This is a genomic window from Streptomyces tremellae, assembly GCF_039540215.1.
Lineage (GTDB): Bacteria > Actinomycetota > Actinomycetes > Streptomycetales > Streptomycetaceae > Streptomyces > Streptomyces tremellae.
Window position 1 is genome coordinate 53,050 of the sequence record NZ_BAABEP010000023.1, and the last position, 24,180, is coordinate 77,229.

General features: G+C 72.8%; 22 protein-coding genes and 6 pseudogenes. 12 read left to right on the forward strand and 16 right to left on the reverse strand.

The window, feature by feature from the left end; translation table 11 throughout:
• Nucleotides 1–106 precede the first annotated feature (106 nt).
• Nucleotides 107–1,084, reverse strand: a complete 978-nt coding sequence (locus tag ABEA77_RS17515) for a LacI family DNA-binding transcriptional regulator (protein ID WP_345647968.1) — start codon at nucleotides 1,082–1,084, stop codon at nucleotides 107–109.
• Nucleotides 1,085–1,357: 273 nt separating this feature from the next.
• Here ABEA77_RS17515 and ABEA77_RS17520 point away from each other — a divergent pair, with 273 nt between their 5' ends.
• Nucleotides 1,358–2,749, forward strand: coding sequence for a sugar porter family MFS transporter (locus ABEA77_RS17520; protein ID WP_345647970.1), 1,392 nt, complete (start codon nucleotides 1,358–1,360; stop codon nucleotides 2,747–2,749).
• Nucleotides 2,750–2,874: 125 nt separating this feature from the next.
• Here the strand turns inward: ABEA77_RS17520 and glmM are convergent, their stop codons facing one another.
• From glmM to ABEA77_RS17540, 4 genes are all read right to left on the reverse strand, one after another.
• On the reverse strand, nucleotides 2,875–4,233 hold the full coding sequence (gene glmM, locus ABEA77_RS17525; protein WP_345647973.1) for a phosphoglucosamine mutase: 1,359 nt from the start codon (nucleotides 4,231–4,233) through the stop codon (nucleotides 2,875–2,877).
• A gap of 185 nt (nucleotides 4,234–4,418) precedes the next feature.
• The gene (rpsI, locus tag ABEA77_RS17530; RefSeq protein WP_425588302.1) at nucleotides 4,419–4,940 is read right to left on the reverse strand and encodes a 30S ribosomal protein S9; all 522 of its coding nucleotides are present in this window, start codon (nucleotides 4,938–4,940) and stop codon (nucleotides 4,419–4,421) included.
• 42 nt (nucleotides 4,941–4,982) lie between these two features.
• On the reverse strand, nucleotides 4,983–5,426 hold the full coding sequence (gene rplM, locus ABEA77_RS17535; protein ID WP_345647975.1) for a 50S ribosomal protein L13: 444 nt from the start codon (nucleotides 5,424–5,426) through the stop codon (nucleotides 4,983–4,985).
• 385 nt (nucleotides 5,427–5,811) lie between these two features.
• Nucleotides 5,812–7,449, reverse strand: coding sequence for an ATP-binding cassette domain-containing protein (locus tag ABEA77_RS17540; protein ID WP_345647978.1), 1,638 nt, complete (start codon nucleotides 7,447–7,449; stop codon nucleotides 5,812–5,814).
• Nucleotides 7,450–7,543: 94 nt separating this feature from the next.
• Here ABEA77_RS17540 and ABEA77_RS17545 point away from each other — a divergent pair, with 94 nt between their 5' ends.
• The gene (locus tag ABEA77_RS17545; RefSeq protein WP_345647981.1) at nucleotides 7,544–8,515 is read left to right on the forward strand and encodes a hypothetical protein; all 972 of its coding nucleotides are present in this window, start codon (nucleotides 7,544–7,546) and stop codon (nucleotides 8,513–8,515) included.
• 284 nt (nucleotides 8,516–8,799) lie between these two features.
• On the opposite strand, the pseudogene ABEA77_RS17555 reads toward ABEA77_RS17545, so the two are convergent.
• Nucleotides 8,800–9,242: pseudogene (locus ABEA77_RS17555) on the reverse strand (alpha/beta hydrolase fold domain-containing protein); the annotation flags it as partial.
• Nucleotides 9,243–9,270: 28 nt separating this feature from the next.
• Nucleotides 9,271–9,537 (reverse strand): annotated as a pseudogene (locus ABEA77_RS17560) (hypothetical protein); the annotation flags it as partial.
• A 102-nt stretch (nucleotides 9,538–9,639) separates the two neighbouring features.
• Here ABEA77_RS17560 and ABEA77_RS17565 point away from each other — a divergent pair.
• Nucleotides 9,640–10,116, forward strand: coding sequence for a MarR family winged helix-turn-helix transcriptional regulator (locus tag ABEA77_RS17565; RefSeq protein ID WP_345647984.1), 477 nt, complete (start codon nucleotides 9,640–9,642; stop codon nucleotides 10,114–10,116).
• A 46-nt stretch (nucleotides 10,117–10,162) separates the two neighbouring features.
• On the opposite strand, the gene ABEA77_RS17570 is transcribed toward ABEA77_RS17565, so the two are convergent.
• The 4 genes and pseudogenes from ABEA77_RS17570 to ABEA77_RS34000 form a co-directional block, all read right to left on the reverse strand.
• Nucleotides 10,163–10,408, reverse strand: coding sequence for a hypothetical protein (locus ABEA77_RS17570; protein ID WP_345647987.1), 246 nt, complete (start codon nucleotides 10,406–10,408; stop codon nucleotides 10,163–10,165).
• Between the two features lie 297 nt (nucleotides 10,409–10,705).
• A pseudogene (locus ABEA77_RS17575) lies at nucleotides 10,706–10,816 on the reverse strand (hypothetical protein); the annotation flags it as partial.
• A gap of 59 nt (nucleotides 10,817–10,875) precedes the next feature.
• Nucleotides 10,876–11,247: a hypothetical protein gene (locus ABEA77_RS17580; protein WP_345647989.1), complete on the reverse strand. Its 372-nt coding sequence runs from the start codon at nucleotides 11,245–11,247 to the stop codon at nucleotides 10,876–10,878.
• Between the two features lie 58 nt (nucleotides 11,248–11,305).
• Nucleotides 11,306–11,446, reverse strand: a pseudogene (locus tag ABEA77_RS34000) (TetR/AcrR family transcriptional regulator); the annotation flags it as partial.
• Nucleotides 11,447–11,717: 271 nt separating this feature from the next.
• On the opposite strand from ABEA77_RS34000, the gene ABEA77_RS17585 reads away from it, so the two are divergent.
• From ABEA77_RS17585 to ABEA77_RS17595, 3 genes and pseudogenes are all read left to right on the forward strand, one after another.
• Nucleotides 11,718–12,077: a darcynin family protein gene (locus tag ABEA77_RS17585; protein WP_345647992.1), complete on the forward strand. Its 360-nt coding sequence runs from the start codon at nucleotides 11,718–11,720 to the stop codon at nucleotides 12,075–12,077.
• A 245-nt stretch (nucleotides 12,078–12,322) separates the two neighbouring features.
• Nucleotides 12,323–12,657: pseudogene (locus ABEA77_RS17590) on the forward strand (transposase family protein); the annotation flags it as partial.
• 405 nt (nucleotides 12,658–13,062) lie between these two features.
• Nucleotides 13,063–13,749, forward strand: coding sequence for a siderophore-interacting protein (locus ABEA77_RS17595; RefSeq protein WP_345647995.1), 687 nt, complete (start codon nucleotides 13,063–13,065; stop codon nucleotides 13,747–13,749).
• Nucleotides 13,750–13,959: 210 nt separating this feature from the next.
• Here ABEA77_RS17595 and ABEA77_RS17600 read toward each other — a convergent pair whose 3' ends face one another.
• Entirely contained in the window at nucleotides 13,960–14,544 is a 585-nt protein-coding gene (locus ABEA77_RS17600; protein ID WP_345647998.1) for a TetR/AcrR family transcriptional regulator, read from the reverse strand.
• A complete protein-coding gene (locus ABEA77_RS17605; RefSeq protein ID WP_345648000.1) occupies nucleotides 14,537–15,373 on the reverse strand; it encodes an alpha/beta fold hydrolase in 837 nt (278 codons plus the stop codon). Before ABEA77_RS17605 ends, ABEA77_RS17600 begins: the two co-directional genes overlap by 8 nt.
• A 130-nt stretch (nucleotides 15,374–15,503) precedes the next feature.
• On the opposite strand from ABEA77_RS17605, the pseudogene ABEA77_RS17610 reads away from it, so the two are divergent.
• A pseudogene (locus ABEA77_RS17610) lies at nucleotides 15,504–16,081 on the forward strand (zinc-binding dehydrogenase); the annotation flags it as partial.
• 11 nt (nucleotides 16,082–16,092) lie between these two features.
• Here ABEA77_RS17610 and ABEA77_RS17615 read toward each other — a convergent pair.
• Nucleotides 16,093–17,106 carry an NADP-dependent oxidoreductase gene (locus ABEA77_RS17615; protein ID WP_345648003.1) on the reverse strand — a complete coding sequence of 338 codons (1,014 nt, stop codon included), beginning with the start codon at nucleotides 17,104–17,106 and terminating at the stop codon, nucleotides 16,093–16,095.
• A 114-nt stretch (nucleotides 17,107–17,220) separates the two neighbouring features.
• Between ABEA77_RS17615 and ABEA77_RS17620 the strand changes: the two genes are divergently transcribed.
• Complete coding sequence (locus ABEA77_RS17620) at nucleotides 17,221–17,784, forward strand: TetR/AcrR family transcriptional regulator (protein WP_345648005.1); 564 nt, start codon at nucleotides 17,221–17,223, stop codon at nucleotides 17,782–17,784.
• Between the two features lie 539 nt (nucleotides 17,785–18,323).
• Here ABEA77_RS17620 and ABEA77_RS17625 read toward each other — a convergent pair.
• Nucleotides 18,324–18,977: a GntR family transcriptional regulator gene (locus ABEA77_RS17625; protein ID WP_345648007.1), complete on the reverse strand. Its 654-nt coding sequence runs from the start codon at nucleotides 18,975–18,977 to the stop codon at nucleotides 18,324–18,326.
• A 278-nt stretch (nucleotides 18,978–19,255) separates the two neighbouring features.
• Here ABEA77_RS17625 and ABEA77_RS17630 point away from each other — a divergent pair, with 278 nt between their 5' ends.
• The 3 genes from ABEA77_RS17630 (at nucleotide 19,256) to ABEA77_RS17640 (ending at nucleotide 22,385) form a co-directional block, all read left to right on the forward strand.
• Entirely contained in the window at nucleotides 19,256–19,462 is a 207-nt protein-coding gene (locus tag ABEA77_RS17630; RefSeq protein WP_345648010.1) for a DUF2180 family protein, read from the forward strand.
• A gap of 537 nt (nucleotides 19,463–19,999) precedes the next feature.
• On the forward strand, nucleotides 20,000–21,040 hold the full coding sequence (locus ABEA77_RS17635) for a cupin (protein WP_345648013.1): 1,041 nt from the start codon (nucleotides 20,000–20,002) through the stop codon (nucleotides 21,038–21,040).
• A 181-nt stretch (nucleotides 21,041–21,221) separates the two neighbouring features.
• Nucleotides 21,222–22,385: an NAD-dependent formate dehydrogenase gene (locus ABEA77_RS17640; RefSeq protein WP_345648016.1), complete on the forward strand. Its 1,164-nt coding sequence runs from the start codon at nucleotides 21,222–21,224 to the stop codon at nucleotides 22,383–22,385.
• A 90-nt stretch (nucleotides 22,386–22,475) separates the two neighbouring features.
• On the opposite strand, the gene ABEA77_RS17645 is transcribed toward ABEA77_RS17640, so the two are convergent.
• Nucleotides 22,476–22,838, reverse strand: coding sequence for a hypothetical protein (locus ABEA77_RS17645; RefSeq protein WP_425588303.1), 363 nt, complete (start codon nucleotides 22,836–22,838; stop codon nucleotides 22,476–22,478).
• An 86-nt stretch (nucleotides 22,839–22,924) separates the two neighbouring features.
• Between ABEA77_RS17645 and ABEA77_RS17650 the strand changes: the two genes are divergently transcribed.
• Nucleotides 22,925–24,118, forward strand: a complete 1,194-nt coding sequence (locus ABEA77_RS17650) for a helix-turn-helix domain-containing protein (protein WP_345648019.1) — start codon at nucleotides 22,925–22,927, stop codon at nucleotides 24,116–24,118.
• Nucleotides 24,119–24,180 lie beyond the last annotated feature (62 nt).

The window sequence follows — 24,180 nt, forward strand, 5'->3', positions numbered from 1 at the left end:
GGGTTCAAATCCGGGCTCGCGCTCGGGTTCGGGCTCGGCTCGCGCTCGGGTTCGGCTCCGGGTCCGGGCTCGGGCTCCGTTCGGGCTCGGCTCCGCCGGACGGCACTCAGGACGGGGCCGGACGGCAGGACGCGCGCTCGATGATGGTGACCGGCAGCACCGTCCTGCGGCGGAAGCGGCGCTTCGGGTGGGCCAGCCGTTCGAACACGCGCCGCGCGGCGTAGTCGCCGAGCAGTTCGGGGTCCTGGTTCACGACCGTGAGCGCGGGGGTGAGCAGATCGGCCATCGGGAAATCCCCGTAGCCCACGAAGGCGAAGCGCCGGTCCCGCAGCACCGGGGCGAGAGCCATGCTGCTGCGGGCGTTGGAGGAGAAGATCGCGGTCGGCGGCGTCGGCAGTCCGGCCAGCCGCTCGGCGATGTCCGCCGCACTGGCCCGGTCCAGGGCGCCGAACACCTCGTACTCCTCCCTGTGCTCGATACCGCGCGACTCCAGTGCCCGGCGGTAACCGAGGAGTCGGTTCCGGCTGGTCTGCACCTCGGCGATGTCGGCGACGAAGGCGATGCGCTCGTGTCCGTGCCCCACCAGGTGCCCGACCGCGGCTCGCGCGCCGCCCTCGTCGTCCTCCAGGAACGCGTCGGCCGCGACGCCGGACGGGGCCCGGTCGACGAACACGATCGGCAGCCGGTCGCGCCACCGGGCGAGGTAGGAGTTGTCCGTCCCGACCGGTGCGATCACCAGGCCGCTCAGCGACTGGGCGAGCAGTTGCCGCACGAGATCGCTCTCACGCTCCGCGCCCTCGCCCGTGCTCGCGACCACCGTGGACATGCCCTGGTCCACCGCGACCCGGTTGACCGACTCCGCGACGGCGGCGAAGAACGGGTCCAGCAGATCAGGCACCACGACACCGATGACAGGGGCCCGCCCCGTGCGGAACGTGGTCGCCACGGAATTGGGCACGTACTTCAGCTCGCGCAGCGCCTCTTCGACGCGTTTCCGGGTCTCGGGCAGGACGTGCTCGTCGCCGTTGAACACGCGCGACACCGTCTTCGCGCTCACACCGGCGAGCACCGCGACGTCTCGCATCGTGGTCATTGAACGGTGCCGGGCCTTTCGACGGACCGCTGGGCGGTGTGCGCGGACTGGTTCGGCGCGAGTCTATCCGCGCCGGTGCCGGACCCGGCCCCGGGGCCGGGTCACAGGGGGGCGACACCGGCCATGACACCGGTGTCTTCATGACCATTGACATCGGTGACATGGAACCGTCTACTGTGCTCGGAAGGCGCCTCCGCCGGGAGGAACGCGCCGACGCGGTGCCGCAGGGCGTGCGGCACCGGGCCTAGACATGGGAGTCGAGGAATGAACGACAGCGCTGTCGTCGGGGACCGACGCACGGGCCGAGCCGCCGGGGCCACGGTGATCGCGGCATTCGGGGGCCTGCTGTTCGGCTACGACACCGGCATCATCTCGACGGCACTGCTCTACCTCGGGCCCGAGTTCGGCCTGAGTGACCAGGCCAAAGAGGTCGTGGTCGCGTCCCTGCTCGTCGGCGCGATCATCGGGGTCGCGAGCGGCGGATCGATCATGGACAGGGTCGGCCGGCGCCGTACGCTGCTCGCGGTCGCGGCACTGTTCCTCGCGGGGGCGGTCGTCTCGGGGACGGCGGCCACGCTGACCGTGCTGCTCGCGGCCCGTGTGGTGCTCGGCATCGCGATCGGCGCCGCCTCGGTCGCCGTGCCCGCCTACATCGCCGAGATAGCCCCAGCCGAGCGCCGCGGCCGGCTGGTCTCGGTGAACCAGCTGATGATCTCGTCCGGGATCCTGGCGTCGTACATCACCGGATACGCGCTCTCCGACGCGCGGGCGTGGCGGTGGATGCTGGCCGCGGCCGCGCTGCCCGCGCTGGCCATGCTGGTGACGCTGCCGATGCTGCCGGAGAGCCCGCGGTGGCTCCTGTCGAAGGGCCGTGAGACGGAGGCCCGCGCGCTGCTCGCCCGAGGCCGCGCCTCGGCCGAGGTCGAGGCCGAGGTCGCCGAGATCACCGCCGCCATGCACGCGGAGAACCGCTACAGCTTCCGCGACCTGCTCGGCTCCCGCTTCCGACCGGGCATCGTGCTGGGCGTCGGCGTGGCGGCCACCAACCAGCTCGTGGGCGTGAACGCCGTCACCTACTACACCCCGACGCTGCTCACCGGCTCCGGTTTCGGCTCGTCCGCGGCCATTCTGTCGTCGGTCGGGCTCGGCATCGCCAACGTCGTGTTCACCCTCGCCGGCCTCATGCTGGTCGACCGCATCGGCCGCCGCCCGCTCGTACTCGGCGGCACGGGTCTCGTCGTGCTGTCCCTCGTGGTGATCGGCGCCGTCTACGCCTTCACCGACCTGCACGGTGTGTGGGCCGTGGTGCTGCTGTCCTTCCTGATGATCTACCAGGCCTCGTTCGCCGCCAGCCTGGGCCTTGCGATGTGGCTGGTCAACAGCGAGGTGTTCCCGACGGAGATCCGCGGCAAGGCAGGCAGCGCGGGCCTGGCGACGCACTGGGTCCTGAACCTGCTCATCTCGGTGACCGTGCTGACCACCATCAACGCCATCACCCCCAGCGGACTCTTCTGGCTCTACGCCGTCTTCGGCGGACTGGGCCTGCTGTTCCTGCACCGCCGCCTGCCGGAGACGCGCGGCCGTACGCTGGAGCAGGTCGACGCGGAGCTGAACGGGACGGGGCCGTCCGCGCAGCGGAGCCCGGTCGCGCACTGAGCCCGGTCGCGCACTGAGTCCGGCGGGCCGAAGGGGCCGGTCCCCGCTGCCGGACCGCCGCGAACGCGAGGGGGCGCGGACCTGTACGGTCCGCGCCCCCTCGCCGTATGCCGTGGAGCGGTGCCTCAGCCCAGCGCCGACTTCACCGCGTCCGCGAGGCGGCCCGCGACCGAGCGCGCCTGGTCGATGTCGGCGGCCTCGACCATCACGCGCACCAGGGGCTCGGTGCCCGAGGGGCGCAGCAGGACCCGGCCCGTGGTGCCGAGTTCGGTCTCCGCCTCGGTGACGGCCGCCGCCAGGTCGGCCGAGGTGGCGACGCGGGACTTGTCGACGTCGGGGACGTTCACCAGGACCTGCGGCAGCCGCCGCATCACGCCCGCGAGGTCGGCCAGGGTCCTGCCGGTCGCGGCGACGCGGGCCGCGAGCATCAGGCCGGTGAGCGTGCCGTCGCCGGTCGTCGCGTGGTCGAGGATGATCACATGGCCGGACTGCTCGCCGCCGAGCGCGTAGCCGTGCTCCTTCATGGACTCCAGCACGTACCGGTCGCCGACCGCCGTCTGCACCACCGTCACCCCCTCACGCTCCATCGCCAGTTTGAAGCCGAGGTTCGACATCACGGTCCCGACGACCGTGTTGTGCCGCAGCCCGCCCTGCTCGCGCAGCGCGAGCGCGAGGACAGCGAGGATCTGGTCGCCGTCGACCTCCTCGCCCGCCGCGTCGACGGCGAGGCAGCGGTCGGCGTCGCCGTCGTGCGCGATCCCGAGGTGGGCGCCGTGCTCGACCACGGCGGCCTTCAGCTGACCGAGGTGGGTGGAGCCGCAGCCGTCGTTGATGTTGAGCCCGTCGGGCTCGGCGCCGATGGTGACGACCTCGGCGCCCGCGCGCGCGAACGCCTCGGGCGAGACGCGGGCCGCGGCGCCGTGCGCCTCGTCCAGCACGACCTTCAGGCCGTCGAGCCGGTTGGGCAGCACCCCGATGAGGTGCGCGACGTACCGGTCGAACCCCTCGTCGTACGCGCGGACGCGGCCGACGCCCGCGCCGGTCGGCCGGTCCCAGGGCTCGCCCGTGCGGTGCTTGTCGTACAGCGCCTCGATACGGTCCTCAAGCTCGTCGGGGAGCTTGTGGCCGCCGCGCGCGAAGAACTTCACGCCGTTGTCCGGCATCGCGTTGTGGCTGGCGGAGAGCATCACGCCGAGGTCCGCGCCGAGCGCGCCCGTGAGGTAGGCGACCGCCGGGGTGGGCAGCACGCCGACACGCAGCACGTCCACGCCCGCGCTGGCGAGCCCCGCGACGACGGCGGCCTCCAGGAACTCCCCCGAGGCCCGCGGGTCGCGCCCCACCACCGCTGTGGGCCTGTGCCCCTCGAACGTCCCCACCTCGGCCAGTACATGCGCCGCGGCGACCGAGAGGCCGAGCGCCAGCTCGGCCGTCAGGTCCGCGTTGGCGACGCCGCGCACGCCGTCCGTACCGAAGAGTCGTCCCACAGCTCTCCCTCCGCAATGTCTTTTGAGCGCTTGATGCTGTTATACGCCCGGCGCTCTGGATAAAAACGAACGCCCCGGCGGCACTGACTGCCACCGGGGCGAACGATGTACGTCGTACGGGGGGTGGCCGGTCCCGGCGCGGCCCCTGACCGGGTCCGCACCGCCCCGCGACCCTCCGGGACGGATTAGCGCTTGCTGTACTGCGGCGCCTTGCGGGCCTTCTTCAGACCGGCCTTCTTGCGCTCGACGGCGCGGTCGTCGCGGCTCAGGAAGCCGGCCTTCTTGAGCGGGCCGCGGTTGTTGTCCACGTCCGCCTCGTTCAGCGCGCGGGCCACGCCGAGGCGCAGCGCGCCGGCCTGGCCGGAGACACCGCCACCCGCGATGCGGGCGACGACGTCGTAGCGGTTGTCGAGTTCGAGCACCTTGAAGGGCTCGTTGACTTCCTGCTGGTGCACCTTGTTGGGGAAGTAGTCCTCAAGGGTGCGACCGTTGATCTTCCACTTGCCGGAGCCCGGGATGATCCGGACTCGGGCGATGGCGTTCTTGCGGCGGCCCAGGCCCGCGGCGGGCTGCGGGTCACCGAAACGGGAGGCCAGCGACTCGGAGGTGTACTCGCCCTCGACGGGCACCTCCGACTCGAAGGTCGTCACCTCGGCGAAGGTCTCTTCGCCCTCGACAGGGGTCTGCTCGGCAGTGGTCTCGGCCACGATTCTCCTCAGATTTCTTTTCGTCTTAGGGGGTGGCCGGAACTACTGCGCGACCTGGCTGATCTCGTACGGGACGGGCTGCTGCGCCCCGTGCGGGTGGTGGTCACCCGCGTAGACCTTCAGCTTGCTGAGCATCTGACGGCCCAGGGTGTTCTTCGGGAGCATGCCCTTGACGGCCTTCTCCACGGCCTTCTCCGGGCTCTTGGCGAGCAGCTCGTCGTAGCGGACGGAGCGCAGGCCACCCGGGTAGCCGGAGTGGCGGTAGGCCATCTTCTGCGTGGCCTTGTTGCCGGAGAGGTGCACCTTGTCGGCGTTGATGATGACGACGAAGTCACCGGTGTCGATGTGGGGCGCGTAGATCGGCTTGTGCTTCCCCCGGAGAAGGGTGGCGGCGGTGGTCGCCAGACGGCCCAGGACGATGTCCTGCGCGTCGATGATGTGCCACTGGCGCGTGACATCGCCGGGCTTGGGGCTGTACGTACGCACGGTCGTAGCCTTCGCTTCTTCGTGAATGGGTCCTGACTGGCCACCCGGACGATCACGACAGCCTGGAGACAGCAGGTGACGCAACCCGCTCATGCTCCGCTGGTCATCGGCCCGGTGGACCGGCGTAAGGGCCCCTCACGTGAGAATGAAACAGCCAATACGCACAACGAACCAGCAGGATACTCGGGCCCACCCGCACGGGTCAAAACGCGCTGACGGCCTCGCATCCGGTCGGCACCCCCGATTTTACGGCCCTCCTGGGGTGCTCCTGCCCGCGCCCCGGCCCCTGCCGGACGCGGCCCCTGGCGCCCCGGCGGAACCGGCTCAGCGGCCCCCGCGCCCCTTCGCGGCCCCGTGCCCCGGACACCCAGGCCCGGAGCGGCTCTCAGCGGGCCCTGGCCACCCGCTGCTCCTCCCACACCGGCTCCGGGGCCTCCCGTACCGCGCCGTCCGCGCCGAAGACGAGGAAGCGGTCGAAGGAGCGGGCGAACCACCGGTCGTGCGTGACGGCCATCACGGTCCCGTCGAAGGCCTCAAGGCCCTCCTGGAGTGCGGAGGCCGACTCCAGGTCCAGGTTGTCCGTCGGCTCGTCGAGCAGCAGGGCCGTCGCCCCGCTCAGTTCGAGCAGCAGGATCTGGAAGCGCGCCTGCTGCCCGCCGGAGAGCCGGTCGAAGGGCACCTCGCCGGAGGCGGCCAGCTCGTAGCGGCGCAGCGCGGACATCGCACGGCCCCGGTCGCGCGCGTGCTCGGTCCAGAGGATCTCCACCAGGGTGCGTCCCGCCAGCTCCGGGTGGGCGTGCGTCTGCGCGAAGTGGCCCGGCACGACGCGGGCGCCGAGCCGCCACGTGCCGGTGTGGGCGACGTCCTCGCCGGCGAGCAGCCGCAGGAAGTGGGACTTTCCCGAGCCGTTCGAGCCGAGGACGGCGACCCGCTCGCCGTAGTAGACCTCCAGCGAGAACGGCTTCATGAGCCCGGTCAGCTCCAGGTCGGCGCAGACCACGGCGCGCACGCCGGTGCGCCCCCCGCCGAGCCGCATGCGGATGTCCTGCTCGCGCGGCGGCTCCGGCGGCGGGCCCGCCTCCTCGAACTTCCTGAAGCGGGTCTGCATGGCGCGGTAGCGGGAGGCCATGTCGGGGCTGTTCTCCGCCTGCTGCCGCAGCCGCAGCACGAGGGCCCGCAGGCGCGCGTGCTCCTCGTCCCAGCGGCGCCGCAGCTCCTCGAAGCGCGCGAAGCGCTCGCGGCGCGCCTCGTGGTACGTGGCGAAACCGCCGCCGTGCACCCACACGTCGGAGCCCGCGGGGCCCGGCTCCACGCTCACGATCCGCTCGGCGGCGCGGGCCAGCAGCTCCCGGTCGTGCGAGACGAACAGCACCGTCTTGCGGGTCTCGCGCAGCCGCTCCTCCAGCCAGCGCTTGCCCGGCACGTCGAGGTAGTTGTCCGGCTCGTCGAGGAGCAGCACCTCGTCGGGCCCGCGCAGCAGCGCCTCCAGCACGAGCCGCTTCTGCTCGCCGCCGCTGAGGGTGCGTACGAGCCGCCACTGCGCCTTCTCGTACGGGACGCCGAGCGCGGCGACGGTACAGATGTCCCACAGGGTCTCCGCCTCGTAGCCGCGCGCCTCCGCCCAGTCGCTGAGCGCCTGCGCGTACCGCATCTGGGCGCGCTCGTCGTCGACGGTCATGATCGCGTGCTCGGCCGCGTCCACGGCGCTTGCCGCCTCCCGTACGCGCGGCTGCGCGACGGAGACCAGCAGGTCGCGCACGGTCCGCTCGTCCTCGCCTCCGGCGCCGGCGACCGCGGAGCCGACGAACTGCGGCATCACCCCGAGCCCGCCGCCGACGGTGACCGTGCCGCCGTGCGGCGCGAGCTCCCCGGAGAGCAGCCGCAGCAGGGTCGTCTTGCCCGCGCCGTTGGCGCCGACGAGCGCGACGACGGCACCCTCGCCCACCCGGAACGAGGCGTCGCCGAGCAGCGGGCGCCCGTCCGGCAGGTAGTACTCAAGGTGCGCGGCTTCGAGATGTCCCATGGTGCGCATTGTGCGGTACGCGCGGCCCGGCGCCCCAGCCGTTTACCGGCTCCCCGGGGGCCGCGGCACCCGCTCCCGGCCGTAAACTCCGGGCATGAGCTTTGGGCAGGGGGGACCCCCGTGGGGTGGCGGCTCCGAGCCGCGCGAGCAGAATCCGTACGGCCCCGCTTACGGCCACGAGCCGCAGCAACCCCCGCCGGGGGCAGGGCCGTTGCCACCGCAGCAGCCCTGGCCGCCGGAGCAGGGCAGGCCCGGCGCCTCCACCACCCCCGACTGGTCGGCGCTCGCGGAGGCGTCCGAGGCGCGCGGCCGCCGCAGGCGGTGGTTCCTGATCGGCGGGATCGCGCTCGCGACGTGTGCGGTGGGAGCGATCGTCGCGACGGCCGTGGTCTCGGCGGGCGGCGGCACCGCCGACGCGGACGGCAGCCCGAGCCCCGGCGGCTCGCAGGCGCTGCCCCCGCTGCCCGGCGAATCGGCCTCGCCCGAGCCGTCGTTCTCGTCGGTCGCGCCCGAACCGCCGCCGGACCCGAAGGACTTCGTGGACAGCGCGGCGAAGGACAAGGCGCCGCTCGGCACGGGCACCCTGTTCCCCGGCAAGCGACTGACGATCGGCGGTCGCACCTACGTCAAGGGCGCCACGGCGTCCACCACGAGCTGCGCGGCCGCCACCCAGGGCGCCCTCGGCACGTCGCTCACCGCGCACGGCTGCACCCGGCTGCTGCGCGCCACCTACACCAGGGACGGCGTCGCGGTCACGGTCGGCGTGGCCGTCTTCGACCGCGAGTCGCAGGCGCAGGCCGTGAAGGACCAGGGCCCGGGGGGCGGCGTGGCGTCGCTCTCCGGGGCGGGCGTCCCGGTCTTCTGCCGCGTCACGGTCTGCCGCACGACGACCAACTCCTACGGTCGCTACGCCTACTTCACAGTCGGCGGCTTCGAGACCCGCCGCGCGGTCACCGCCGGGGACAAGCCCGTCTTCACCGCGGGCGACGACATCTCCGACTTCGCCTTCCGCCAGATCGTCGCCCGCGGCCAGTCCCAGGCGTCGGCGGCGGCCCGCGCGCAGTAGCGCCCCGCCGGGCCACGCCGGCGCCGCCGCGCCCGCTCGTGGCACGGACCGTACGCGCCGAACGGCGGGCACGTCCCGACCGGCTCCGCGCTGCGGCCCGCGGCGGCCCGTCCGCGGGTTTCAGTCTGTCGGCGTGGTTGCCGTGGCCCCGGTGCTGATGTGCTGGCTGAGGAAGAGAGCGGCACGGTCCAGTGCCTCGTCCGCTTCGTCCCGCCGGCGAAGGCCTGGAAGACATGCGGGACGTCGGCGGTGATGTCCAGGACGACGCCCACTCCCGCGTCCCTCGCGCGCGTGGCCATGCGGGTGGAGTCGTCCAGGAGCATCTCGTTGGTGCCCACTTGCAGGAGCATCGGCGGGAAGCCCGTCAGGTCGGCGACGACGGCGGGGCTGAGCAGGGGCCGCGGGGGTCCTGTCCCGCGCGGTACATGGCTCCGGTGCGCTCCAGGCCCTCACGCGTGAAGAAAGGGTCGGCGCCCGCCTTGGTGTGCATGCTCTCGCCTGTCCTGGTCGCGTCGAGCCCGGGAGAGAACGCGACGACAGCGGCGGGCAGGGGCAGACCCGCGTCGCGGGCGGCGAGGCAGGTGGTGACGGCGAGGCCGCCACCGGCGGAGTCGCCGGCGAACGCGATCGCCGCGGGGTCCTCGCCGCCGTCGAGAAGTGCGCGGCAGGCGCTCAGTCCGTCCTCGATCGCGGCGGGGAACGGGTGCTCGGGGGCCGAGCCGGTAATCCACCGAGAGCGCCCTGAACCCGGTCCTGGCCACCAGGTTCCCCGTCAGCGACATCGCCGTCTCCGGTGAACCGAGCACGTAGGAGCCGCCGTGGAAGCAGAGGACGGTCCCGGCCTTCAAAGGGCCGGCCGGCTCGACGGACACCGCGGGCCGGCCGCCGAGCGTCACGGTCCTCGTGCGGATCCCGGCCGGGACGATCATCCTCCCCATCATCGCCCTGAACCCGGCGCGCATCTCCTCCACGGACCGAGGGCCCGCCGGCCGGGGCCCCGCCGACTCGGGTCGTCGGGCCATCGCGTCGATCTCCGCGCGCTGCCGCCTGCTCGTCGCCACCTCCGTCGCACCAGTGCATGCCGAAGAACTGTATGCCCAGGCATCTAGGTTAGGATATATGCCATGGCATCCACGCCACACCGCGGCCCGATCGACCTCCCGGCCTTCTTCGCCGATCTCGTCCGCTGCGAGACCCGCCTCTACAACGCGCTGAACGACCGGCTCCGCGAACGGCACACCATCGTCACCTCGCAGTTCGAGTTCCTCCGCTTCCTGCGCGACCACCCCGGGTCCCGGGTGGCGGACCTCGCAGCCGAGTTCGCCATCGGGATCGGCGCGACCAGCAAGGGCGTGGACCGCCTGGAGAAGCAGGGGTGGGTGCGGCGGCGGACCAACCCCTCGGATCGCCGCTCCTCGCTGCTGGACCTGACCGCCGGCGGCCGGCGGCTCGTCGGGGCGGCGGAGGCGACGTTCACCACGGCCCTGGCCGAGCTGACCGCGGACGTACTCGGCGGCCCCTCGGGGCCGGCCGCCGTACAGGTCCTCTCGGAGCTGCGCGCCGTACTCGAACGGGACAGGACCGGCCTGCCCACGGGCTGACCGGCGTGCGCGTCCCGTGCGAACGCGCCGGGTCCGGCCGCCTGCGTCAGCGGGCGGCCCCGGGCAGGCGGCCGGCGAGGAGTTCTTCAAAGCGGTCCCAGAACCGCCGGGCGAAGTCGGCGTCGACGGCTCGGCGGTTGCGCGGCCGGGTGGCTTCGCGCCTGCAGGAGTACGCGCCCTGCCGCCAGTCCGCGCCCGGCACGCCCTCGGCGAGCCGCACGAGCTGTTCCGCCCCCTTCTCGGGGGTGGCGAGGAAGGACCGGGCGATTCTGTTCCCGGCGACGAACCCCATGACGCGGCTGGTGGTCTGCGAACCGAAGCCGCTCGCGACGTCGCCCGGGTGGAAACAGGCGGCGGCGATGCCGGCCGCGCGGTGGCGCCGGTCCAGTTCGGTGGTGAAGAGGATGTCCTCCGACTTCGCCGCCCCCGGCGTTGTTGGCCAGCACGTCGATGCGGGCGTGGGCGGAGGCGAGTTCCCCCGCCAGCCGCCCGACGTCGTCCAGCCGGGCGAAGTCGGCGATGTGGAAGGGGCGTCGAGCCTCTCCGCGACGGCCCTGGTCTTGTCCGGCGACCGGCCCACCACGACCACCGTGTGCCCCTTCGCGCGCAGCGCACGTGCCGCGGCGGCGCCGATCCCGTCGCTCGCGCCCGTGACGCTGATCGGACTCGGTGTGCTCCACAGCGGCGCATCGACATCGATTCAGCAACTCCGATGACAGCCGCCGATGCGTGATCGGGAGCGGCATGGCCAGCGCGCCTTCAGGGTTCCTCGGATCCGAGGTCACGGAGGAAGCCTCGTGCCGGCTCGTGCGTGGCGAGCTGGGCCGGGTCGCGCCCGCTCACGATCCAGAAGAAGGCCGGGCCGATCAGCGGGTTGATCGCGTGATCGCCGACCCGACCGGGTCGGGTCGGGTCGATGCGACGCAGGCCGGCACTCGCGCCGGCGCCGAGAACGTCCTTGGTCGCGAGCAACCGTCTCACCGCCGGATCCCGCTGCGCGGCGGCGAGCAGGGCGCGGCAGCCGGCTCCGGCCGGCGAGTGGGCGAGGAAGCGCACCAGCGCGTCGAGGTGGGACGTGATCTCGGCGAGCGGGATACGCGACGGCGAGTTCCTCCTCGGCGTCGTCCACACACGCCTCGAAGAGGACCTCCGCCTTCGTCGACCACCAGCGGCAGACCCTCTGCCGCCCGACGCCCGCCCGCATGGCGATGTCCTTCATGGTCAGGGCCGCGTAGCCGACCTCGAACAGCAGGTCGTCGACGGCGTGCGGGACGGCCTCGCGCGCCTGCTCGCCGCGGGGCCGACCACCGCGGCCCTTCGTCCCGATCATCCCGCCACGGTAGCGAGACAGCCTGACCTGTTACTGCCCCGCCGAATAACTAGACACCGTGTGTCGATACCCCCTATGGTTTCGATACACGTTGAACCGAAAACGGTCGGGGACATCCATGCACGTCTTCGGCGCAGGGGCCACGGGCACCCGCACGCGCGAGCTTCCCGACTGGACTCCGACCCCGCCCCGACCTGGTCGAGGACATCCTGAGCGGTGCCTGCGGCACCGCATCGTGACCGCCATCCAACGCCCTGCGAGGAGATCTTCCATGTCCGACTTCGAGCCCGCCGTAACGGCGTTCATCCTCCTCAAGACCAACCGCGCCTGGTTGGACCTGTCCGTTCCGGAGCGTGTCGCCGCCTTCCAGGAAAACGTTCTGCCCGCCATCAAGGACAAGGCCGATGACGTCCGTTGGCGCTACTTCGACACCGAGTTCTACACGGCCCGCGTTACCGACATCTGGGTCTGGGAGGCACGCGATCACGAGGCTTTCCAGTTGGTCATCGAGGCGTTGCGCGAGACGCCGTTCTGGGACCACTACTTCGAGATCGTCGAAATCCTCGTGGGCGTCGAGAACGGGTACGCCAAGCACTACGACACCGGCATCCTGGCGTCCAGCCACGCCTGAGCACCGCCCGGTGGTCGCCTACCGCCGCGGCGTGGTAGGCGACCTTCAGGCGAACCGCGATGCGGCACCGGCCGCTCAGCCTCCGTGGCGGCACAAGGGCGCCCTCGCGAGTGGTGAGTCTCTCCCACTCGGTCCTGCAGGTCGGCCCGGGGTGGCAGGGAGTGCGGATCGATGAGGGCGAGGCTCCCGGCAGGACAGCAAATCGAACGAAACCCGATACCCCGACCGGGGGCCTCGCCATGGCGTCGACCCACGACGTGGCCGCCGCCCGCGCTCACCGCACCATCGACACGCTCAGCAGCGCCAACGTGATGACCTTCGCCGACACGGGCCGTCAAGGCGCCCGCGACGGCGTGCGCACCTCGTTGGAGCAACGCCGGTTCCGGCCGGAGCCGTCACGCCGGCAGAAGACGGCCAACCGGGCGCACACGGAGATCCGCGTCCGCGGCGACGCGCGATCGCCACGCCCAAGACCTGGAAGATCCTGGTCAGACCGCGCTGCCGCCCGCGCCGCGCAACCGCGGTCGTGCAGGCCATCCTCGTTCCGCGCCATGTCGAAGCGAACCGCTACGCAGGATGAAAAAGGCTCCGCACGGGGCGTACGCCCGCCGGCTCCTGGCCATCTCGGCCGGCACCGGCCCGGCCGCGCCTGTCCTCACCCTCGGCGCGGCGGCCTCGCTCCCGCCGCACCGGGCGGGCCTCAGCTCCGGCCCCGGCGCCACGGCCCGGGAGACCGGCGCGGCCCTGGGCGTCCCGGCCGCCGGCATCATCCTGTCCGCGTCCCGTCCGGCCCACACCGATCTGGCCTCCGGCCCGAGCCCGGTCCTGCGCACGGGCGCCCTGCCGGCGCCGGCGACGACGCCCGTGGCCGCCGGCTACGGCAACACCCGCCCCAACGCGCACTATCGCGAACTCTCGCAGACGCGTACTATCGCGTTCGACCGCCCGCTGAGTACGCCAACCCGCCCCCGTCGAGGAGCCCTTCATGCCCGATCTCCTGAACCCCGTCCTCGATCTTCTGACCGTACGCGGCACCGTCACCGAGGCCGAACAGGTCACCGCCCGGATGCGTCGGCTGCGCATCGACGACGCACAACTGGCCGGTCTGGAGGTCCAGCCGGGCCAGCAGGTGCGGGTCCTGGTCGGTGGACTCGCCCTCCGTACGTACTCGATCTGGCGCTACGACCCGTCCGGCGGCATCGAGTTGTGCGTACTGGACCACGCGACCGGCGGACCGGGCGCCCGATGGGGCCGCACCGTCGTACCGGGCGAACAGGTGCGGCTGCGGCGGCCCGAGGGCACCTTCACGCTGCGTCCCGATGCCGCCCGCCACCTCTTCGTCGGCGACGAGACGGCCTCGGTCGCGTTCGGGGCGATGCTCGCGGCACTGCCCCGGGAAGCCGTCGTCTCCGGGTGCATCGAGACGGCGGCAGCCGCGGACCGGCTGCCCCTGGCGGGCGGCGACCGGCTCGACTGGGTCCTGCGGGGCGAGACGTCCCTGCCGGACGCCGTACGACGCCTCGCTCCCGAACCCGGCGGGATCGCCTACGTCGCCGGGGAGGCACGGGACGTGCAAGCAGTGCGGCGGGTGCTCGTCCAGGAAGCGGGCTGGGACCGGCGCACGGTCCTGACCAAGCCGTTCTGGACGCCGGGCAAGAAGGGGATGGACTGACGGCCAGGACGTCCGCCACGAGCGATCCACAGGTACGGAGCACGGCCCAGGCGCGTGTGCAGCCGCGCGGCACGTGTGCCTGCACCGTGCCTGCTGCGAGGGCCCTGCGGGCCGAGGCCGACGCCGGGTCCGCCGGCCGGGTGAAGGCCGCGAAGGCAGCCGCGCGGGGCGGGACGCGGGCCGGACCGGGGGCGATCGGTGACGGCCATGTCATCCTTCGGAGGCGTGGTCAGGAGGGTCGGCCTGGAAGCCGGCGATCAGGGTGTCGATGAGGAAGTGGAAGCTCCGCGTGACGTCGCGGGGCATCCCGAAGCCGCCGGCGCCCTCAAGGGTGACGAACCCGTGAAGTGCTGATCGCAGCGCCCGTGCGGAGTCGACCACGCGGGCGTCTGTCAGGCCGAAACCGGCCAGGACGTCGAGCAGAACCTGCAACGCTTCTTCGCTGGCCCGGCGGTCCTCCTCGTCACCGTCCGCCGGGGCGGGGGCGGTGGCGGCGTAGCGGCCCGGATGCTCCCGGGCCCACTGGCGGTAGCTGTCGGCGAACGCCCGCACCGCGTCCGGGCCGGAACGGCCGACGGACTCCCGGGCCAGCCGATGGGCGAATTCGCGCTTGGCCTGGACGGAGATGCCGTGCCGCAGTTCGTGCAGGGAGCCGACGTGCTTGTACAGGGACGGCGGCCGTACGCCGAGCCTGTCGGCCAGCAGACCCATGGTCAGGCCCGCCAAACCGACCTCGTCGGCGAGCGCCGCTCCCGCCGCGATGACGGCGCTCGTATCGAGGCCCGCCCTAGGCACGGACGTGCGCTTCCAGGAAGGCCAGCAGGGGGGACACCGTCTCATCGGGGTACTGGTCGTGCGGGTAGTGGCCGGCTCCCTCGACCACCGCGAGCTCTCCGACACCGGCCGGCATCGCAGCCACGATCGCCTCGCCTTCGGCGCGCGGATCGACCCAGTCGGGGTCGAGTGAGCCCTGCACGATCAGGGCAGGGCACCGGACGTTACCCAACTGGGCACCGGCGTCGGTCGGCGCCGACTGCCCCATCTTCCGCATTGCCCGCATCCGGCCGGGCTCGCCCAGCATCGCCTCGACACGGGCCAGCCGGTCGGTCCAGTCGGCCGGTTTGCGGCCCGGGTAGGCGTGGTCGAGATAGCGGGACCACAGTCCCACGCTGCCGAACAGGGTAGCGCCGAGCAGCCGGAAGGCACCCTTGCGATAGCTCTTGGAGCCAAGGTCGCCGAGCTTGAACGACTGCGCGCGCGTGAAGGGGCCCAGCTCGATGACGGCCCTGACCAGGCCGGGATCCTGGGCGGCCGCGACGGTGGCGGCGCCGCCGGAGACCGAGTGACCGACCAGGACGGCCGGGCCGCTGTCGAGGTGGCGGATCACCGCGAGCAGATCACCCGCGATGTCGGTGCGCGAGTAGGAAGGCCATCGCGCACTCGACTCGCCGCAGCCCCGCAGGTCGACCGCGGCCACTCGGTACCCCGCCGCCACCAGACGCGGCAGGACGAATCTGTACGCCGCGCGGCTGTCCCCCATGCCGTGGGCCAGGACAACCAGCGGGCCCTCTCCAGCGACCTCGTAGGCGATGGTGCCGCCCGGGACGGAGACAAACTCAGCCATGACATCTCCCTGCTCGGCGAGCGGAAAAGCTATAAGCTAATGCGAATAGCCAGAAGCTAGCCTCATTAGCCAAGAGTGTCAACCCTGGTCGGGTGCCAGGTGAGGGCGGCGAGGGGCAAGGCCCAGCTCGAGCCGGGAGCAGGCCGCCGCCGCGAGCACCGAGACCGCCACCCGCGCCCTCGACCGGCTGAAGGTCACCACCGCCACGGCCCTGCTGATCGAGGGCGCGGCGGGCGGGGTCGGCACGGTCGCCGTCCAGCCCGCGGCGGGCCGCGGCGGGCGCGTCCTCGGCACGGCGAGCGCGCGCGACCACGCGTTCGCCGCGGGGCTGGGGGCGACCACGACCACCTACGGCCCCGGGCCGGACGAGCGGGCCGCCGCGCCGGCACCGGACGGTGTCGGCGTCGTCCTGGACCGCGCCGGGTCAGGCTCGCCGCCCGACCTGGTGGCACTCGCGGGCAGCCGGGACCGGGGGACGACGGTCGCCGACCTGAACGCCGCGGAGTACGGAGTCCACCTGCCGCACTCGGCGGGCGCCGGCGCGGACCAGCAGGCGGTCGGGGGATTCGCCGTGGCCGCCGCTCTCGCCGGGCAGGGCCGCCTCACCGTGCCGGTCGCGGCCGTCCTCACCCTTGGCAACGCCGCTGCCGCACACACCAGTTGAGCGATACGGGCCACGCCAGGGGAAAGATCGTACTCACCCCCTGACGCGATGCGCCTCAGGCGACGGTGAGGACGATCTTGCCCTGGATGTGGCCCCGGGCGGCGCGCGCGTGGGCCGCCCGGGCTTCGGCGAGCGGGAACGTGCTGTCGACGGCGACGCGGATCGTGCCGGCGTCGAGCAGGCGTGCCAGTTCGGCGAGTTGCGCGCCGTTCGAGCGGACCTGGGTCCCGGTGACGGTGACGCCAAGCCTCGCGTTCTCCTCGTCGTCGAACTCGCCGAAGTACACCGGGTAGAGGGCACCGCCGCGCCTGACGGTGGGCAGGAAGCGCCGGCTCGTGGGCCCTCCGACCGCGTCCAGGACGAGGTCGACGCCACGGACGACCTCCTCGGGGCGCTGCTTCGTGTAGTCGATGAACTCGTCGGCGCCGAGCTCGCGCAGGAACGCCTCATGGGCGCCCGAGGCCACGGCGATCACGCGGGCGCCCCGCCACTTCGCCAGCTGGAGCGCGAGGTGGCCCACCCCGCCGCCGGCGCCGTTGACGAGGACCGTGGTACGGCCGTCGAGGGGCACCGGGCGGTGCGGGGCCTCCTGGAACGGGGAAGGGTGGCCGTGCCCGACCTCGATCAGGTACTGCCATGCCGTGAGACCCGACATGGGCAGGCCCGCAGCGTGCACATGGTCGACGGCGGCCGGCTTGCGGGCGAGGTCGGCGGCGGGCGCGGTGACGTACTCGGCGTACGCGCCGGCCTGGGGGGAGACCGGGAAGCGCAGCAGGCCGATCACCTCGTCGCCGGGCGCGAAGCCGTGGACGTCGGCGGCGACGGAGTGCACGACCCCCGAGATGTCGGTGCCCGGGATCAGCGGCAGACCGAACGGAGGCCTGAACTCAGGGGGCACCCCGGGCATGCCCTCGCGCACGTACCAGTCCGGCGGGTTGAGGCCGACCGCGTGCACGCGGACGAGCACCTCGCCCGGCGCCGGTTCGGGAACGGGGACTTCCTCGTGACGCAGCACTTCGGGACCGCCGAACTCGTGCAGCCGGATCGCCTTCATCGTGTGGGTGGGCATCGTTTTCCTCCTGCCCGCGGAGCGGGATATGCTTATTCGGATCAGCGATCCACATAAATGGATCGGTGATCCGAATATATGGACCACTGATCCGTTCAGTCAAGCGAGGGACCGATGCGGGCCGACGCCAGGAAGAACCGCGACCACCTGCTCGCCGTGGCGGGCGCCGCCGTCGCCGAGCAGGGCGTCGACGCGTCGATGCGCGACATCGCACGCAGGGCGGGTGTCGGGCTGGCCACACTCCTGCGGCACTTTCCGACGCGCGAGGCACTGCTGGAGGCGCTTCTCCACACGAGCTTCGGTGAACTGACAGCCACGGCAGCCGAGTTCGAGGCATCGAACTCGGCTGCGGACGCCCTCGTCACCTGGGTGCGCGACTGCGTCGCATGGACGACCGAGTACCGGGGCGTGACCGTGCTGATGGCAGCCGCCATCGAGGACCCCGGATCCGCACTCCACGCCTCCTGCGTCACACTGCGCGCCGCCGGCGCGCGGCTCCTCACCCGGGCCCAGGCCGCGGGCGTGGCGCGCGGCGACCTCGACGGCGACGACCTGTTCGCGCTGATCGCCATGCTCGCCTGGCTCGGCGACCAGCCTTCGCTCGCGCCGCGCGCCGACCGCCTCTTCGACGTCGTCGCGGACGCCGTCCTGACGGGCACCGACACGGACGCGGCCTAGGGTCCTCCGTTCGGATCACGCCGGGCGGCATGGGGAGCACCAGGCGGCCTCGCCGCCCGGACCCACCGGAGCCCGCCGGTCGGGGACGTCCGGTCAGGCCGGGTCGGGCGGGCCCATCGGGGAGGGAGCGCCGGGGGCGTCGGCGCGGCCCAGGGGGGGAGGGTACGGGCCCGTCGCCGCGGCCCGTCGCCGAGGGGACGCCCGCGACGTCGGCGGTACCGAGGGGGCTCGGCCCGCGGGGGTCGTCGGGGACGCCGAGCGCGCAGACCGCGTACGGAGCGTCAGGGGCGCCCATCGCGGAGGCCTGAGCGCGGCGGGGGAGCGGGGGTGCGGTCGGCTGGCGCGGCACGGGGGCCGGGCGCGGCGGGCGGGCGTGCGGGGCGAGGGACATGGTGTTGACCTCCAGCCACTCATCAGGCACCCATCAGGGAGCCCCGGGATGCCTACCAGTAGTATCTAACTTGTATCTCAGTATGCGACGCGTGGAGGACAACAGCAAAGAGCCCGGTCACAGCGGGGGCAGGGCGAAGACCTGGGGGTCAGGTCACCCCGAGGGCCTTGCGGGTGCTCGCGAGGTGGGCGTCGAGGGCGGCCAGGGTGCGCTCGCCGTCGCCCGCGCGGAGGGCGTCGAGGATCTCCGCGTGCTCCTCCATGATCGACTCACGGCGGTGCGGCTCGCTGACCATGGACTCCGCGATCATGCGGGTCTGGCGGTCCCTGAGCGTGCCGTAGAACTGGACGACCAGCGGGTTGCCCGAGGCGTCGAGCAGCCCGGTGTGGAAGAGGCGGTCCTCCTCCAGGAACGCCTCGGCGTCGCCCGTGCTGCCCGCCGTGCGCTGCCTGCGCACATGCGCCGCGAGCGCCTCGACCGCCGCGTCGCGGGCCGGCGCGGGGCCGGCGAGCAGCTTCTCGACCGCGAAGCGCTCAAGCAGCCTGCGCGCCTCAAGGACCGAGCGGACCTCGGCCGGGGAGACGGGCACGACCAGCGCGCCGCGCTGCGGGTAGAGCTTGAGCAGCCCCTCGACCTCAAGGCGCAGGAACGCCTCCCGCACGGGGGTGCGGGACATGTCGAGGCGCTTGGCGACATCGCCCTCACTGATGAGGTCGCCGCCCTCGTAGGCGCCGCGCAGCACTTCGCGCTTGATGAAGTCGTAGGCACGGCCCTTCGCCGACTGCCTGGGCTCCGCGGGCATCGCACCTCCTGTGTGGCATACCGGTCGCATCCATCCTAGGGGCGCGGGTGGGGGCGCGGACGTCGCGCGCACCCGGACCTCCCCGCCGGCGCGCCCCCTCCCGAATCCCGTCAACCGCTCCTGAGCTGCGCGAATCCCTCCCATTCCGCCTGAGATACAAGTTAGATACCATAGAGATTCCAGTGGTCAGAGGTCTCCGGATCCGGGGGCCTCCACACCCTGAGGACCTCCACAGACCCCAGGGCTTCGAAGAACCCGGAGAGAACGGAGCACGGACCATGAACTGCTACGACTGCCTGCGGCAGGGCCGCACGACACCCGCCGCCGCCGTCTGCGCGGACTGCGGTGCCGCCGTGTGCGTCGGCCACGTCCACGAGGGGCGCGCCCAGGCGCGGCGCAACGCGGGGCTGACCGCGACGATGTACAGCCGCCGCCTGCTGACCTGCACGGCGTGCCTCGGCGCACCGCGGGCGACGGCCGCCTGAGCGACGAGCGAGACAGCGCGCCCCCCAGCACTGCCCCTCTACACCACCGTCCAGAGCCGACCTGCGGGCGCCTTCGCCCGGCCACCGGCGCTTCCCGCGGATGGTGGTGCCGCCGCTCGCGCCCCCGGGCCTTCGGCGCGACCCACGCCCGCGCCCGCGCCAGGTCGCCACGGCCGGCCGCGGCGCTCGGCGCGGGGTACGGGATCGCCCTGCCCTGGGGCCTGCTGGAGATCCGCCGGACCACGACACCGTCCGACCTCACGGGGCCCACCGGGGCGTACCACGCCCCGTCCCCCACGGAGCTCCTGCTGTCGACCGTGCTCGCACCCGCGCCCTCCGCCCTGCCGCACACCGCCCTGCTCGCCCTGCTCGCGGCGTGCGCGGCGGTCTGCCTCCGCGCGGTGACCGCGGGTTCGGGGCGCCGCGCGAAGACCCCGTCGACCCACCGACCGCCCGGTGTTGCGGCGGCGCGAACACCGGCGTACTGTCTTAGACGCAACTGAGATACAAGTTGCACTCCAGAAAGGAGCAGCTGAGATGACAGTCGTCAGCGAGCAGGTGGACGGCGAGAACACCCAGGCCGTCGCCACCGGTCTGGCCCGGCTCGACCCCACCGTCCCCGCCGCCGTCAACGTCGCCGAGTACGGCTTCGAGGGCCGCTTCGAGGACTGGGCGGGCGACGCCCGCTACTTCGAGTACTCCAAGGCGGCGAACCCGATCGGCAGCGGCCGCACCAGCCGGGTCCCGATCCGCAGGTTCAGCCCCGAGCTGTACGCGGAGGGCCCGAGCCGGATCATCCCGCTCGACCTCTCCAAGGAGCTGGGCATCGAGCAGGGCCCGGCCACCAGCCCCGGCCTCGTCGCCAACTTCGTCCGCATCCGCGCGGGCGAGCGCGTCCCGACCGACCCCAACGCCACCTCCGAGCTGTTCTACGTGCTCTACGGCGCCGGGTACTCGGCGGTGAACGGCCGTCTCGTCCCGTGGGAGAAGGGCGACTTCCTCACCCTGCCCGCGGGCAGCCGCTCGGTGCACTACGCCGAGTCGGACACGGTCTTCTACTACGTCCACGACGAGCCGCTGCTGCGCTACCTCGGCGCGCAGGCGGCCGAACCCCGCTTCCGCGCCACGAAGTTCGCCCGGCGGGATGCCGTGGCCGAGCTGGAGCGGATCGCCGCGCGGCCCGGCGCCAACGAAAAGAGCCGGGTGAGCGTGCTGCTCGCCAACGCGGACGAGGAGCAGACGCTCACCATCACCCACACCCTCTGGGCGATGTTCGGCGTGCTGCCCGCGGGCCAGGAGCAGCGGCCCCACCGCCACCAGTCCGTGGCGCTCGACCTGATCCTGGACGCACCGGAGGGCTGCTACTCCCTGCTGGGCGACCGGCTCGACGAGCGCGGCGAGATCGTCAACCCGGTGCGCGTGGACTGGGAGCCCGGTGGCGCGTTCGTCACCCCGCCCGGCACGTGGCACGCCCACTTCAACGAGTCCGGCCGCGACGCGCACCTGATCCCGATCCAGGACGCCGGCCTCCAGACGTACCTCAGGTCGCTCGACATCCGCTTCTCCGACCGCCGTTGAGGTCCCGTCCGGGCGCCCGGGGACCGGGTGCCGCCCGGTCCCGGCGCCCCGGACCCGGCCCTCGCCCGGCGCCCCGCCGCTCGCACCGCGCCCCGCGCCCCGCGCCCGCCCGACGGCTGCCGCCCGGCGCCCCCGCAACACACCGGAACACACCGCACTCCCCCGGAAGGAACACACCGCCATGGCCAAGATCGTCTGCGTCCTCTACGACGACCCGGTGACCGGCTGTCCCACCTCGTACGCGCGGGACACGGTCCCCGCCGTGGCCGGCTACCCGGGCGGCCAGACGGCGCCCACCCCCAAGGACATCGACTTCACCCCCGGCGAGCTGCTCGGCAGCGTCTCCGGCGAGCTGGGCCTGCGCTCCTTCCTGGAGAAGGCCGGCCACACCCTCGTCGTCACCAGCGACAAGGAGGGCCCGGACTCGGTGCTCGACCGCGAGCTGGCCGACGCCGACGTGGTGATCTCGCAGCCGTTCTGGCCCGCCTACCTGACGGCGGAGCGCATCGCGCGGGCCCCCGAGCTCAAGCTCGCGGTGACCGCGGGCATCGGCTCCGACCACGTCGACCTGGAGGCCGCGATGAGCCGCGGTATCACCGTCGCCGAGGTCACGTACAGCAACAGCATCAGCGTCGCCGAGCACACCGTGATGCAGATCCTGGCGCTCGTGCGCAACTACCTGCCGTCGTACGAGTGGGCCGTCAAGGGCGGCTGGAACATCGCCGACTGCGTCGAGCGCGCGTACGACCTGGAGGCGATGAACGTCGGCACGTTCGCGGCCGGGCGGATCGGCCTCGCGGTCCTCAGGCGCCTCAAGCCGTTCGGTGTGAAGCTGCACTACACCGACCGGTACCGGCTCCCGGCCGAGGTGGAGCGGGAGTTGGGCCTCACCTTCCACGAGGACGTGCGCTCCCTCGCGCGCTCCGTCGACGTCCTGTCCATCCACGCGCCGCTCGTCCCGTCCACGGACGGACTGTTCGACGACGAGCTGATCGGCTCGATGCAGCGCGGCTCGTACATCGTCAACCCCGCGCGGGCCAGGATCGTCGACCGCGACGCGGTCGTGCGCGCCCTGGAGAGCGGCCGGCTCGCGGGCTACGCGGGCGACGTGTGGTACCCGCAGCCGCCGGCCGCCGACCACCCGTGGCGGACCATGCCGCACCACGGCATGACCCCGCACGTCTCCGGCACCACACTCTCCGCCCAGGCGCGGTACGCGGCGGGCACGCGCGAGATCCTGGAGTGCTGGCTCGACGGGCGCCCCATCCGCGACGAGTACCTGATCGTGGACGGCGGCGCGCTCGCCGGCACCGGCGCGCACTCGTACAGCACGGGCAGGCGCTGACACCCGCGCGGCGCCCGCGCACACGGGACGGGAGGCGGCCCCGAAGTGGGGCCGCCTCCCGCCGGCGTCACCGCGTGGCGGCGTGCCGCGTCACGCCGTCACGACGCTGATCTCGCCGATGCCGGTGCCGATGGAGCCGCAGTGGGCCGTGGACTGGCTGCTCTGACCGGGGCCCACCGTGACGTGGTTGCCGTCCACGTCGGGCGCCCACCCGCAGACGAGGTGGACCCAGAAGGTGACGGGCGCCGAGCCGGTGTTCTGGCACAGGGCGAAGCCCGTGTAGTCGTCGACCGCGCTGCGGCCGGTGTCACAGGAGAGCGTGGCGGCGGGCGAGGCGGGTGCGGCCGAGGCCGGCCCGATGCCGAAGGGCAGGGCGAAGGCCGTCGCGAGAGCGGCGACGGACAGGCCCAGAAGCGGCCTCCTGCCGGGCAGGCGTGTGTGCTGGGACATCATGGTGGAACCCCCGATTTCTGTTGTGGTCCTCCTGCGGCCCCGCCATGGCGCCGGGTGGTCAACCCGGCTGACGAGAGCCGGACTTCATGCTAGGCGCCACCACGGTCCGCGTCGATACGGCGCGCACGCCCCGTCCGTCGGCGCCCCGCCGGGCGAGCCGGGGCGCGCACTCCCCCGCGTTCACCACCGCCAGACGCACCACCCGACCTTCCCGGGTCGCGCTCCCCCACGCCCCAGGCGTCCGACATCGCCTCCACGAGGACGAGCCCGCGCCCCGGCGGCACCCCGCCGTCCGCGAGTTCCCCGCAAGCCCGTTGTCCCCATCGTGCGACCTCATCGCCCAGGAGGCCTGGCATGACGACCGACCCGGCGTGGCGTGCGGCCGTCGAAGGGGTGCCGCGCGAGGTGTTCCTGGGGGACACCGTCTTCCGGCAGGTCGGTGCCGCGCGGGAGCCCGCGCGGGAGCCCGCGCGGCGCACGGCGGTGGGGGGCGGGCGTGTGGCGCGAATCCGCCCACCGCGACGGGACGTGGGCGATCCAGGGCGAGGGCGTTGACGAGGCCGCCGCGCGCGGCCAGGTGTCCGGCCACCCGGCCTCCGGCCCCGAGGGGCCCTCCTGGCCCCTCCCCGCGTGAACACCCGAGAGGGAGCTTGCCGCATGCACAACGGGAAACGCCGTTCACCGGACGGGTCCGCCGCCAAGATGGCGGGGCCCAACTGGCCACTCCGCGCCGAGCCTGCGGATACGCGCAGGAGTCTCTGGCAGAGAGGGCGGTAATGGCCACGGACACCATCGCCTCGATCGAGCAGGGCCGCCGGCTCTTGAAGCAGGATCAGGCAGAGCTACTGGACCGAATTCTCGATACGAAAGGACTGCTGGCCGCAGCCCTGGATCACATGCCCGACGCTGCGATGACACCACTGTGGACGCAGCAGCTGTTCGATCTGGACAAGGACGCCGCCACCGTCTCCTCGTACGAGAATCAGGTGGTGCCCGGTCTGCTCCAGACCGAGGCGTACACCCGAGCCGTCTTCAGCAACCGTCTGCCGCCTACAACGATGACGAGTCGGCGCTGCATACAGCGGAGCGGCAAGACCGTCAGAGACTGCTGCAACAGAAAACACCGCCGACCGTCGGCTTCGTTTGTCAGCTTCGTCGTCTGGGAGCCCGTTCTCCACCTCCGACTGTGTACCGACGCGGAGCACAAGCAGCACATCTGGCACCTGCGCGCGATGGCCGATCTGCCTGGCCTCATAAGGACCCCTCAGGGCCCGTGCTGAACGTCGCCCCGGACGCGCGGGCCGCCTTCGCGCGCGGCGCGGGGCGGTAGCGCGCCGGGCGC